Origin of the sequence: Azospirillum sp. (assembly GCF_035628975.1) — a bacterium.
In the GTDB taxonomy this organism is placed as follows: Bacteria; Pseudomonadota; Alphaproteobacteria; order Azospirillales; family Azospirillaceae; genus Azospirillum.
This window is the reverse complement of sequence record NZ_DASPIS010000047.1, coordinates 67,166-79,682: the sequence shown is the minus strand read 5'-3', so window position 1 is coordinate 79,682 and position 12,517 is coordinate 67,166. Positions and strand designations below refer to the sequence as shown.

At 70.3% G+C, this 12,517-nt stretch carries 9 protein-coding genes; 1 reads left to right on the top strand and 8 read right to left on the bottom strand.

Translation table 11 applies throughout. From position 1 onward, the window contains the following. From VD964_RS10415 to VD964_RS10385, 7 genes are all read right to left on the bottom strand, one after another. Positions 1–645, bottom strand: a complete 645-nt coding sequence (locus VD964_RS10415; RefSeq protein ID WP_324868281.1) for a hypothetical protein — start codon at positions 643–645, stop codon at positions 1–3. A gap of 44 nt (positions 646–689) precedes the next feature. Then, on the bottom strand, positions 690–2,225 hold the full coding sequence (locus VD964_RS10410; protein ID WP_324868279.1) for a hypothetical protein: 1,536 nt from the start codon (positions 2,223–2,225) through the stop codon (positions 690–692). 148 nt (positions 2,226–2,373) lie between these two features. Continuing rightward, on the bottom strand, positions 2,374–5,397 hold the full coding sequence (locus VD964_RS10405; protein ID WP_324868277.1) for a tetratricopeptide repeat protein: 3,024 nt from the start codon (positions 5,395–5,397) through the stop codon (positions 2,374–2,376). 7 nt (positions 5,398–5,404) lie between these two features. Then, positions 5,405–7,690, bottom strand: a complete 2,286-nt coding sequence (locus VD964_RS10400) for a hypothetical protein (protein ID WP_324868274.1) — start codon at positions 7,688–7,690, stop codon at positions 5,405–5,407. Continuing rightward, on the bottom strand, positions 7,690–8,604 hold the full coding sequence (locus tag VD964_RS10395) for an endo alpha-1,4 polygalactosaminidase (RefSeq protein WP_324868272.1): 915 nt from the start codon (positions 8,602–8,604) through the stop codon (positions 7,690–7,692). Before VD964_RS10395 ends, VD964_RS10400 begins: the two co-directional genes overlap by 1 nt. A 40-nt stretch (positions 8,605–8,644) precedes the next feature. Beyond that, positions 8,645–9,598: an SDR family oxidoreductase gene (locus VD964_RS10390; RefSeq protein ID WP_324868270.1), complete on the bottom strand. Its 954-nt coding sequence runs from the start codon at positions 9,596–9,598 to the stop codon at positions 8,645–8,647. A gap of 119 nt (positions 9,599–9,717) precedes the next feature. After that, positions 9,718–10,107, bottom strand: a complete 390-nt coding sequence (locus tag VD964_RS10385; protein ID WP_324868268.1) for a response regulator — start codon at positions 10,105–10,107, stop codon at positions 9,718–9,720. 342 nt (positions 10,108–10,449) lie between these two features. Between VD964_RS10385 and VD964_RS10380 the strand changes: the two genes are divergently transcribed. Further along, complete coding sequence (locus tag VD964_RS10380; protein ID WP_324868266.1) at positions 10,450–11,073, top strand: glutathione S-transferase family protein; 624 nt, start codon at positions 10,450–10,452, stop codon at positions 11,071–11,073. Between the two features lie 147 nt (positions 11,074–11,220). Here VD964_RS10380 and VD964_RS10375 read toward each other — a convergent pair whose 3' ends face one another. After that, positions 11,221–12,450 (bottom strand): phenylacetate--CoA ligase family protein, encoded by a 1,230-nt coding sequence (locus VD964_RS10375; protein ID WP_324868264.1) that lies wholly within the window; start codon positions 12,448–12,450, stop codon positions 11,221–11,223. Positions 12,451–12,517: the final 67 nt, after the last annotated feature.

The window sequence follows — 12,517 nt, the reverse complement described above, 5'->3', positions numbered from 1 at the left end:
TCAGGGAGTGGCGGCGACCACCGGCCGCAGGCTGCCGATCATGCGCGTCACCACGCGCTGGGCGACGTTGTTGACGCTGTCGCGGCTGAAATAGCCACGCCCGGCCTCCGATTGGCTGGAGGTCCACAGAACGGCGCCGTCGGACACCCGCACCAGCCGGGCGTTCAGCCCGACCACCGGCTCCTCCCGCAGGCCGTGCTGATAGCCGTATTCCGACACACTGCCGGCCAGCACCGCATCCACCGCCAGCGCCCGGCCGGCGGCCTGCACGTCGAGTGGGGCATCGGCGGGGGCTTCCGGCACCTCGGCGGCACCGGCGTCGACGGACTTCAGGGTCGCAAGGCGGCTGCGGACCCGGCCGGCCTCCACGGTGCGGACACTGCCGACGCCGTACAGTTCGGTGGAGACGAGATCGGCGGCGATCTGGCCGGCGTTGGGGTGGTTGGTCAGGTTCTCGAACGGCAGAACGGCGACGGTGGCGCCGGCCGGCAGCGCGGCACCCGCCTGGGCGAAGTCGCGGCTGTTGATCCGCCCGACGCTGCAGCCCGCCAGCAGCATCCCGGCCAGCAGCAGCGCGCCGCAAGCCCGCATTCCCTTGGTTTTCGTCCCCATACCCGTCGGCCCCATCGCGTCACGCATCCCCATTCCGCTGTTTCCCTTCCTTTAACCATGAAGACGTTGACACACCGTCAATATCGCCAGACCAGAGTGACGCCTGCGCTGTTCACCGCGCTGGCCGTGCCGCGGGCGGTGGAGCGGGCGTGGGCGGCGCGAATCCCCAGTTCCAGCCCGTCCGCCGGCTCCCAACCCAAGGAAACAGCGCCCTGCGGGCCGCTGCGCCCCCGCCGGTCGTAGGCGTAGCCGAGCTGCGCGGCATAGCGGACATAATCGGTGACATAGTCCTCGACATTGATCTGGAGCGCGTGGACCTCGCGCGTCGCGGCCGGCAGCGGGACGTAAGTCTGTCCGTCCGCGTTCTGCCGTTCCTCGCGGTGGCCGACATACTCGGCATCCAGCACATAGGCGACGCTGGCGAGCGGCCCGGCCGTGTTCAGGGTGTAACGCAAGGAGCCTTCCAGCGTGGCGCTGCGCGCCAGATCGGCGGCGCCGGCCAGCCCATAGCGGTGGTAGCCGGCACCGAGCGACAGGGACCAGCGCTCCGACAGCCGTTCCTCATGCTGCAGGAAAACCCGGTCGCGCCGCCCGCCGCCGACGATGCCCTCAAGGAAGGCGAAGTTCGGCTCGCTCCAGGCAAAGCCGGCGCGGGTCTCCGACTCCTCGTCGCGCCAGCCATGGGTGTAGCCGGCGCCCAGCGTCCGCGGCGCGGCGTAGACGGACAGGGTGGAGCGCTGCAACTCGGGCCAGTCATGGACCAGCCCGACCTCCAGCCGCGACCGTGCGCCGTGGAAGGGCTCCAGCCGGCCGTCGGCTCGCTGGGCGGCGTCGACATCCACCTCGCGCCGCTCCAGCCCCCAGGTCAGGCTGGTGGAGCGGCCAAGCTCCTGCACGCCGCTGAGCCGCGCGATGCGCTGCATGTCGGCGTTGCGCACCTGCTGCCAATCGACATCGAGGCGGATACGGTCGGCATTGGCATGCAGAAGCAGTGCCTTGCCCTGGACCAGCGACGGTTCGCCGGGCGTCAGCTCCAGCGCGCTGTCATAGGCCATGACCGCTTCGCGCCAGCGGCCGAGCCGTTCCTCCGCCTGGGCCAGCAGGGCGGTGGACTGGGCGTCACGTGGATCCTGCGCCAGCAGGTCGCGCAGCAGCACCCGCGCCGGCCGGACCTCGCCGCCCTCGATCAGGGCCAGGGCACGGAAATAGTCGATGCGGCGTTGGGCGGCACGGTCGGCCGCCTCGGCCTGCGGCGTCGGGCGCGCGGCAGGGGCGCGGGCCAGCGCGACGGTGACGCCCCTGGGGTCCGCCGCGATGTCGGCGCTGACGTCGGCGGCGAGGACCAGCACGACGCTGTCGTAGCCGTAGAGGATGTTGTCGATCCAGGACTCCAGCCGCTCCGGCACGCGGTCGAGGGCGACCTCGCCAAGCGGCCGGCTGAAGCGCAGGACGATTTCACGGCCCTGGCGCTCCACCTCGGTGGCGACCGGAGCGGTCCAGCCCAGGGTGAAGCGGGCGGCGCGGTCCTCCCGCATCGTTTCCAAGCGTGCGGCGGATGGCGCCGGTTGAGCATGGATGGGGGTGGCGGCGAGGAGGAGGGCGAGGAGAAGCACCCAGAATCCCCTCTCCCCCCCGGAGAGAGGGTTAGGGTGAGGGGGATGCGTGGCGAGTATTCTCGGGAAGTCACGCAGTGAATCCCTTTTACCCCGACCCTCTCCCCGGGGGGGAGAGGGGGTGGAATGCGTCAAGGCGCGGAATTCATCACGGAAGAGCCAGGACACGGCGGGCCTCCGGCAGTCGTCCGTTTTCGATCAGCATCGATGCATAGTCCGCCTTCAGCTGCCGGTCACCGGGACGGCGCTTGCGCAAGGATTCGAACAGGGTGACGGCATCATCCACCTTGCCCAGCCGGTTCAGCAGGTTCGCCTCCGTCAGGACCGCCGCGTCGCCCCGGCTGCCGCGGGCGCGGAGCTGGGCCAGCGCAGTACGGTAGAAGGGTGCGGCGGCGGCCGGGCGCTTCAGGGCGGTCAGTGCCTCGCCCAGGAAGTAATGCGCCTCGTAATCGTCGGGACCACGCGCGGTGTAGCGGCGCAGCAGGCGCTCGGCATCGGCGAGGCGGTTCTCATCATAGGCCAGCATGCCAAGCTGGCGCAGCGCGTCGGCATCCTCCGGCATCCGCGCCAGCACAGCTGTCCAGGCCTCGGCGGCGGCGGTGCGCTGGCCAGTCTGTTCGGCGAGGCGGGCATAGCGGCGCAGCCGGTCCGGCGCGGTCTCCTCGCGCAGGGCGGCGCGCACGGCGACCGCCAGTTCCTTTCCCTTGCCGGCCGACGCGAGCGCCTCGATGTAGGGCGCCTTCAGCGCGGACTGGGCCGGCGGACCGGCTTGCGTCGCAAGGCCGGCGGTGACGCGGGCGCTGCCGCCGAGTTCGGCCAGACGATCGTACCATGCCGCCTGCTCCGCCGGGCCGGTTGCCGCCTTGGCCCGTGCCTCCAGCCATTCCAGCGCAGCCGGCGGCGGGCGCGGCCCCCATAGATAGGCGAGTTGCTTGAAATCGTCGCTCTGCGGCCCCTGCCCGGCGGCAAGCCGCTGCAAAGCCTGCGTCGTGCCTGCCTTGTCGCCGAGCGCCAGCAGGGCGGAGGCCGGCTCCCGCCGCCGCTCCACCGGCAGGCGATCATCGCTGGCGCGGGCCAGAAGGTAGCGGCGCAGGTCGGCCTTGCGGCCCAGCTTTTCCAGCGTGCCGCGGTAGAGCGAATCCTCCGCCTCGGCCAGCGGCGCCGCGGCGGCCTGCCGTTGCAGCAGGGCTGCGAGATCGGGCAGTGCGTTCGCCTTGGCGGCGGCATCGGCATAAGCCGCCAGCCAGTCGCCGCCCAGCCGCTCCGCCCGCGCGCGCAGCAGCGGCAGCGCGGCGCGGTAGGCCTTGTGGTCGAGCAGCAGATAGGCGATGCCCTGCTCCTCCGCATCCGTCAGGCCGCCCTTCGCCAGCTTGGCGGTCAGGTGGCGGGCCAGTTCCTCCGACCGGCCGGCGCCGTCGAGCGCCGCGATGTAGGCGGCCTCCACCTCCGCACCGCCCTGGTCGAGCAGCGGGGCCAGCAGCGGCAGCGCCTCCGCCGGCTTTCCGGTTGCGGTCAGGGCGGCGGCAACCGCCAGACGGCTGCGCGGCGAAGGGTCGAGCGCAAAGGCGCGCTGTGCTGCGGCCAGCGCCAGCGGGGCGGCACGCCGGTCAGCGACAGCCCGCTCGGCGGCGCTGCCGGCGATGTCCTGCAACAGGGCGGCGGGCAGCACCGGGCGGGTGGCCAGCCAATCGGCGACGGCGGCGGGATCACCGGCCTTGGCCGCCAGCCTCGCCCACCCCTGCTCGACCGCCGGAGAGGGCTTGCCCTGCCGGTGCGCGACGAACCAGTCAAGACCGGCGGGCGCACGGTCCAGGTCGATGAACAGGGCTGCCAATTCCTCCAGTTGGTCGTCGGGCAGCTGGTCGTCGGGGAGAGAGTCCGACAGCGCCAGACGGTCGAAGGCAGCGGACGCGGCGGCACGACGCCCGGCGCGGTCGAGAATGCGGATGGCGGCCAGACGGTCGCCGAGGGTCAGCGCTCTCCCGGCCAGACCGCGCTCCGCCCAGCGCGCCGCGGAATCGGCGTCGCCGCGGCCGAGCGCGATGTTCGCCGCCAGAACCGGGTAATCGGCGAGGAACCCTTCGCCCAGTTCACGATGCAGGCGGTCGAGGAAGGGGCGGTCGCCGTCGCGCAGAGCCGTCTCGGCCAGCCCGGCCAGCACCCAATCGGGCGCCAGACGCAGATCGCGTCCCTTGGCGTTCCGCAAGGCCTCTTGCGCCTGCCCGGCATTCATCTTCAGCGCCAGCAGCCGGCCGAACTGGACATCCTCCACCGGGCCGAACAGCGCCGACAGGCGGGTCCGCGCCTCCTCCCGGCGGTCGGCGGCGATCAGCAGGTCGATGTAGGTCAGTTCCAGCGCCAGCGCGGGCTTTCGGCCGGTTGCTTGCGGCCCGATCACCTGCGGGCCGGAAACCTGCGGTTCAATCAGCCGCAGGCCCAGGTCCGGCCGGGAGGCCGCCGCCAGCTGGCTCGCCAGACCGATCATGGCGGCGACGGTCGGCTGCTCGCCGAGCCAGCGCCGGGCGCGGCCGAAGGCATCCTCAGCCCGGCCGAGGTCGATCAGCAGGCTCATCAACAATTCGCGGCTGTCGGCGCCGATGTTGCCCTGGGCGCGGTCGTCGGCGCGCAGAAGCCAATCCACCGCGCCGGCATGGTCGCCGCGCGCCGCCAGCAGGGCGGCCAGTTCCTGCTGCGCCTCGGCATCCTCGGGCGCCAGCGCGCAGTAACGGGCTAGCGCATCGGCCTTCAGCGCCATCCGGTTGCGGAAACCGGCGGCATAGGCCAGTTCGCGGTAAAGGTCGGCGCTGCGCCGCAGCTCCGCCAGGACCGTCAGGTTTTCCAGGTAGTCGCCCGGCCGCTGGGCATCCTGGTAGAGGCGGTTCAGCAGTTCGCGCGCCTCGATCGAGGACGGTTCGGCGACGATGAACTCCTCGGTCAGGGCGATGGCGCGCTCCACGTCGCCTTGGGCCAGCGACAGGCGGGTCAGTGGCATCACCGTGGCGCCGCCGCGGTCGCCGGCGGCATAGCGCTCCTCGTAGACGGCGCGGGCGCTGTCGTAATCGCGGTCGCGGAATTTCTGCAGGGCAAGCTCGCCGCCGCGCGGAATCAGCAGCAGGCTGGCGCCGATGCCCACCAGCAGCACCAGCAGGACGACCAGGATGTTCGCACGCATCGCCGCCCTACCCCGCCACGCCGCCGGTGGGACGAAGGATGGGGCGAAGCCGCAGAAGCAGCGGAGCGATGCCGGAAACCGGAACGGTCAGCGCCAACCGGCCATCCTCATCCGCTGTCGCGCTGCCGGTCCACAGAACGGCGCCGTCGCGCTCCGCCGTGACCGTCCAGGGACCGGGACGGGGAACCCGCCAGACCATGGCGCCTTCGCCATAGCCGGTGGCGGCGACACGGAAGCCCTGCCCTTCGCCGGCCAGCGCCGAGAAGGCCCAGCGCCCCTCCACCAGATAGGGCAAGGACGCGGGCGGATCGCGGTCGGCGCGGTCGATCTCGGCGAGCGCCACCACCGGCTCAGCCACCGTGGGGTCGAGCGCGACATAGAGGCTGCCCTGGCTGTGGCGCTGGCCCAGCACCCCGGTTGAGCGGGCGAAATCGACCGCGCTGGCGCTAGCCCGGTCGAAACGCAGCGTGTTCAGCGCCCCGCGGTCGCGCACGCGCCAGCGCCGCCCATCCTCCAACGGCTCGAACCGCGCGGTGTAGAAGCCCTCGGCGATGCGGGCATAGGTGGAGGCGGCGACCGGCGCCAGTTCCTGGCCGCGGGCAGCGGTCAGCACCGAAACCAGCGCGTTCAGGCTGGCCGCCTTCTGGCCGCTGTACATGTGGTAGTAGACGTTGAAGGGCTTCAGCCGGATCGGGCCGCCGGCATGCCGCATGGTGTTGACCAGATTGCGGTAGCCGTAGAAGCGGCTGGTCCACAGGTCGGTGTAGGTGTTCTCGTTGCTGCCGGCGGCGTAGATCTGGCGCTCCGCCCCCACCGGCAGGCCGACGGGCGGCAGGCCGGTGATGGAGGGGAAATCGGCGTCGAAGCGGGCGTCGCCGCCGTTCATGTTGACGCCGCCCGCCTTGCGGACCGCCGCCAGCGCCGCCTCGAACGGAGAGGTGTCGCCCGACCACTGCACCAGCACTGCCCGCTTGCCGGTGGGGGCCAGCCGGGTGAAGTAGTCCAGCGCGCCGCCGATCTCCTGGTCGAGGTCGAAGGGCTGCTGCAGATAGGCGCGCGGCAGGGCATAGCGGCCGATGTCCGACACCTCGCCCGCCGTCTCCGCCGCATGGTCGTCGCCCCTGGTGGGGCGGTAGGTGCCGTCGCGGTCGAGAAACGGCGCTTCCTTCTGCCGGCTGTAGTCCTTGAAGAAGGCCCACTGGAAGGGGTGGGTCCAGGTGTGGCTGGACGGTTCGACCTGCGGCAGGGCGAACAGTTTCTTGGCGGCCTCCACCGACTGCGGCGTGCCGTTCCAGGTCGGGTCGAGGTCGCCGACGATGGGGGCGACGGTCACCGGCAGGTCGGGAAAGGGCTCGATACCGGCGATGCGCACCATGTCGGCGGACAGGACGCGCTTGACGGCATGGGGCGCCACCTCCGTCACGTTGCGCCAGCCGTCGCCGTCGATGTGGCTGAAATAGAGCCGCCGGCCGGACAGGGTGGTGACGTCGGGCTTCGGCAGGTCGTCGGTGGCGAAGGCGTCGCCGAAAAAGGCGAAGGGATCGATGATCCATTGGCGCCGGTTGTACTCGGCGTCGAAATGGCGGCTGTAGCCTTCGGCCGCCAGCCCGCCGGCCAGACCGGTCACCACCAGATGGCTGTCGCTGGCCGGATCGTCCGCCCGCCGCATCACCAGATGGGAGGCGACGCGCGCATCAGTCTTGCGGAACAGCGGGTAACCGGGCAGCACGCCCGACAGCGGCCGTTCGAAACCGATCATCCCGTCGGCCAGTGCCGGCTTGGATTTATAGGTCAGGTCGGAAAAGCCGTCGTCGTCGCGCAGCCCGAAGCGGGCGAAGAAGCGGTTGGCGAGCGCCAGCGGCACCTGCCTGCCGCCGCTTTCCAGCCGAACCCCCGGCTGGCCCAGCACGGCGAAGCGGACGCCGCGGTCCATCGCCCGCCCCACCCAGTCGATGTAGGCGCCGACGTCGGCGAAGGGCTCGCCGGCGAACCAAGTGACGACGCCGCGCAAGCCCGGATAGCGCGACAGGTCGGGAAGGCCGTCGGCGACGTTCCAATAGATGACGGACAGGCCCAGATGGTTCAGCGGCAATTCCGCCATCGTGTGGATGCGGCTGAGGCGAATCGTTTCCTCTTCGCGCAGGTCGACCAGCGCCAGGATGGTGCGCGGCACCTCCTGCCGGGCGCTTGCGGCCGCGGGCTGCGCGCCGGCCGCCGCGGCGGGCACGGCCAACGGCAGCAGCAGGCCGAACGCCAGCGCCGCCACCGCCGCTGTCGCTTTGGCGATGCGCATCACCGGGGCGGCTCCGGGATCAGGCGGTCGAGTTCGACCGTCGAGACATAGGGGGAAAAGCCGTTGGCCCGCTGCAGAGCATAGATCGTCCGGACTCCCGCCGTATCGGCCGGGTCCCAGTAGTCGAGCGTAAGCAGGCCGAGCCGCGGGTTCGACGCGCCGGCGGCCTTCAGTGCCTCCACCTGGAACCGGTAATCCTCGGCGCTCTGACGGTGCGGGCGCTTGGCGGCAAAGTCCCAGCCGGCATAGACGCTCTCCCCCAGCACATGGCTCAGCAGCGGCGCGGTCTGCGGCAGGATCTCATACGCGCGGTTCTGCATCAGGCCGATGTCCGGCCAGTTGCGGCGGATGGCCCGCACCAGGGCCGCCGCGGCATCGGTCATGCCGCGCCAGCGCTTGGGCTCGGTGCGCTCGAGATGCGGCGGGTTGTCGAGCGTGTCGAGGAAGACGCCGTGGAAGCCTTCGCGCAGGATCGCCGGCACAAGCTCCTCCACCACCAGCTTGACCCAGCGGCGGTCGCGGACGTCGACATAGAAGCTGCCGGGCCAGTTGGGGTTCTCCTGGTCCAGGATGCCCCAGCCCTTCACCCGGCCGAACCAGGGGCGGTGCGTCTCCACCTCGCCCACGCTGAGATAGCCGAACAGGGTCTTGCCGCGGTCGGCCAGCGGCTGGAGCGGCGGATGGGTGCGGCTGTCCAGAACCAGCAGCCGGTAGGACTGGAAGGCCGACAGCGGAGCGGCATCGGCGTAATAGACCGCCCAGGGAGAATTCGGGGATTGAGTGGCGGAGGATGCAGGGCCGGAAGCTTGGCCGGCCTCGGCGGCCCGCAAGGGGCAGTTGGGCAGCGCCAGAGACGCCGCACCCGAAACCAGCCCCACGGCGACAGCGCGCCGCCCGATCAGACCACCGATCACGCCAGCCGAACCCTTCCCGACGCTTACCCGACCTGAGCGGTCATCCCAGCCACGCCAGCGTCTCGCGCAGCCCGTCCTCCAACGGCGTGTCGCAGCTCATGCCGAAGGCGGCGACGAGGCGCGACGGATCGCCGATGGACACCCGGATGTCGCCCGGCCGCGCCGGGCCGTGCCGGCGGTCGAGCGCCCGGCCCGACAGCTCCGCCAGCACCTCCGCCAGCCGATTGACCGAAGTCGGACGGCCGGTGCAGACGTTGAAGACCGGTGCGCAGGACCTTGGGCCGGACCTTGGGTTATCCATCGCCGCGGTCAGGTATCGCACCAAGTCCTTTACAAAGATGAAATCGCGGACCTGTTCGCCGTCGCCGTTGATGGTGACCGGCTCTCCCCTCACGATCCGGCCGGCGAAGATGGAAATGACGCCGGAATAGGGCGATTTCGGGTCCTGGCGCGGTCCATAGACGTTGAAGAAGCGGAAACCGGTGGTCGGCACGCCGTGCACGATGTCGGCCACCCGCGCATGCAACTCGCAGCCCAGCTTGTCGGCGCCATAGGCGGACAGCGGGCGGGTCGCCGCGTCCTCGGTCAGCGGCATGGCCGGATTGTCGCCATAGACGGCGGCGGAGGAGGCGTAGACCACCGGCACCGGCCCCTTGGGATTGGCGCGGCGGGCGGCGTCGAACACGGCGATGGTGCCGGACAGATTGGCATGGTGGGTTTCCAGCCACGCTTCGCGCGAGCGGTCGACGGAAGCGACGGCGGCCAGATGGAAGCAGCCGTCCACGCCCTCACCTTCGGGGCCGGCCATCGCCGCCTCGACCGCCGCGGCGTCGGCGACATCGCCGACCATCACCGGCACGGTCGGGGGCAGGTTCTCGCGCTTGCCGGTGGACAGGTCGTCCAGAACCCGGACCTCGTGCCCGGCGGCCAGCAGCCGCTCGATCAGGTGCGAGCCGATAAAGCCGCAACCGCCGGTGACCAGATAACGCGCCATCGCTGCGGCTCCCTCCGCTTTTGGGTCCATGGTGGAAAATACGCGAGGACCGGGGCCCCGGATCCCGTGCTTGCGCGAAAATCGCGCAAGGAGGACGCTCCCCTCCGGCCCAGCGAGGCTCAGGCGGCAGTCAGGAAACCGGCGACGGCGGCCTGGAATTCCTTGGGCTTGATCGGCTTGGAGACATGACCGTCGAAGCCCGCATCCGCCAGCCGACGCTTGTCGGCGGGGGTGGCGAGGTTGGTCACGGCCAGCACCGGCGTCGCGGCGAGATCGCCATCGGCGCGGATCAGCTTGATCAACTCCAGCCCCGACAGGCCGGGCATGACGATGTCCATCACCACCAGGTCAGGAACCATCTCGCGCATCAGCGACAGAACCGAGGTGGCGTCGGACGCCTCGACCACGGCGAAGCCGCCTTCCTCCAGGCAACGGACGAAGAGCTTGCGCATCAGCACATTGTCTTCGACCACCAGGATCGTCCGCGTCTTTTCGACCGTGTCCACCATCTCGTCATCCGGACCTTGGTTCCGCGCCCCGTGCCGCCGGCCATGCGGCGCCAACCGGCGCACAGGACCACACACGGCATATCCACGCGGTATTTCACATGTAACTCAGTGTCTACGGCTTTTGGTTTCGCCGGTCAAGCAGCCCACAGCTTTGGAGAAGGGCACTTTCACCGATGTTGTGTAAAACTTGCTGCAGTAGTGCCATGAATAGTGGAGCTGCGCTTTCCGCTGGCGCGACCGGTCCGGTTGAGGCCATCCTCCCGGCAAAGCCGGAGATCGATCTTCCGCACGATCATCCGGGGGGGGACCATCCGGGTCCGCAAACCAGGGAGACAGAGCATCGTGACAGCGCCCTTCATCCTCTACGGCAACGTGAATTCCCAGCCGGCGACCCGCGTGGCGCTGTTTTTCCGGCTGGCCGGCATCCCGTTCCAGTACCGGCATGTCGACCTGCGCAATGGGCAGCAGAAGTCGCCGGAATACCAGGCGATCAACCGGTTCGGCCGGGTGCCGACGCTGGTGCATGGCGACCATTCGATTTCCGAATCCAGCGTGATCCTGACCTATCTGGCCGAACAGACCGGCAAGTTCGGCGGTCGCGACGACGCCGAGAAGCTGCGCATCGCCGAATGGCTGAGCTGGCTGGCCGACGTGCTTCTGCCGGTCCAGCGCGCCCGGGCCGTGCGCAAGTTCAACGGCGACGCCAACGCCCTGCCCTGGCTCGACGCTTCAGCCGCCAGCGGCATGAAGCTGTTCGACGAGCATCTGGCCGGCCACAGCTTCATCCAGAGCGAACGGCTGACCATCGCCGACATCTTCGCCTTCCCCTGGATCGACCTGCTGAACGAATCCGCCATCGAGGCGAAGGACTACCCCAACGTCCAGGCCTGGGCCGACCGCATCCGCGCGCAGCCGGGCTACAAGCCGCAGTACGAGCTGATGCCGTCGGCGGACGCGGAGTGCTGAGGTAGGTTGTTGCAGCGGGCGCCCCCTCCCCATCCCTCCCCCACCTTCGGTGGGAGAGGGGGCAGGAGCTTTGCTGGGGTAAAGCGGCAGTTCCCTCTCCCGCGTTAGCGGGGGAGGGTTAGGGAGGGGGCAACTGCCGCGACACTCTCACCCCCGCGTGTCGTCGATCACCTTGCCGTCATTTGGCAAACTCCCCGGCGGCACGAACTCCACCGCGCCTTTCAGCTTGGTCACCGACGACAGCGTCTCGCGGATGGCGGCGGCGAGATCGTCCCCGGTCTCCTCCGCTTCGCAACGCAGGGTCATGGTGTCGCTGGCGTCCTGGCGCCCGACGACAAGGCGGCCTCGGGAGAGCTGGGGATGGCGGCGCAGCACCTCGGCGACCTGCCCGGGATGGACGAACATGCCCTTGACCTTGGTGGTCTGGTCGGCGCGGCCCATCCAGCCCTTCAGCCGCATGTTCGTCCGGCCGCAGGGGCTGGTTCCCGGCAGAACCGCCGACAGGTCGCCGGTTGCGAAACGGATCAGCGGATAGGCCGGGTTGAAGATGGTCACCACCACCTCGCCCACCTCGCCGTCGGGAACCGGGTCGCCGGTGCCGGGGCGGACGATCTCGACGATGCAGCCCTCGTTCACCACCAGGCCTGAGCGGGCTTCGGTCTCGTAGGCGACGATGCCGAGGTCGGCGGTGCCGTAGCTCTGGTAGACCTCCAGCCCGCGCGCCTCGTAGAAGGCGCGGGCGTCGGGCAGATAGGGACCGCCCGACACGGCGGCGATGCGGATGGAGGAGACGTCGAGCCCCAGCGCGTCGCCCTTCTCCAGGATGATCTTCAGAAAGTCGGGGGTACCGATATAGCCGCGCGGCTTGAGGCTTGCGACGACCTGCGCCTGCATCTCGGTGTTGCCGGTGCCGGCGGGGATGACGGCGCAGCCGACGGCATGCGCGCCCGTCTCGAACATCGAGCCGGCGGGGGTCAGATGATAGGCGAAGCAGTTGTGGGCGAGGTCCCCGGCACGAAAGCCGGCGGCGAACAGCGCGCGGGCGCTGCGCCAGGGATCGACGCCATGCGGCTCCGGATCATGGATTGGGCCGGGCGAGGCGAAGACGCGGGCCAGCCGCCCGATCTCCACCGCCGCCAGCCCGCCGAAGGGCGGGTTCGCCTGCTGCAGCGCGATCAGGTCGGCCTTGCGCGTCACCGGCAAGGTGGCGAGCGACGCGCGGTCGTGGATCGACGCCGGGTCGATGTCGGCCAGCAACTGGCGGAAATAGGGGGCCGCGTCCTTGGCGTGGTGCAGATGGGCAGGCAGCGCCGCGAACTGCTCGGCCTCGCGCCGGTCGGAGGAACGGGTTTCGAGGTCGTCGTAGAAATCGGTCATGGTCGTTCGTCCGTTCAGGGGTCGGCCGAGGTGACGCGGGGGGTGCAGGTGCTTGCGCCGGTGCCCC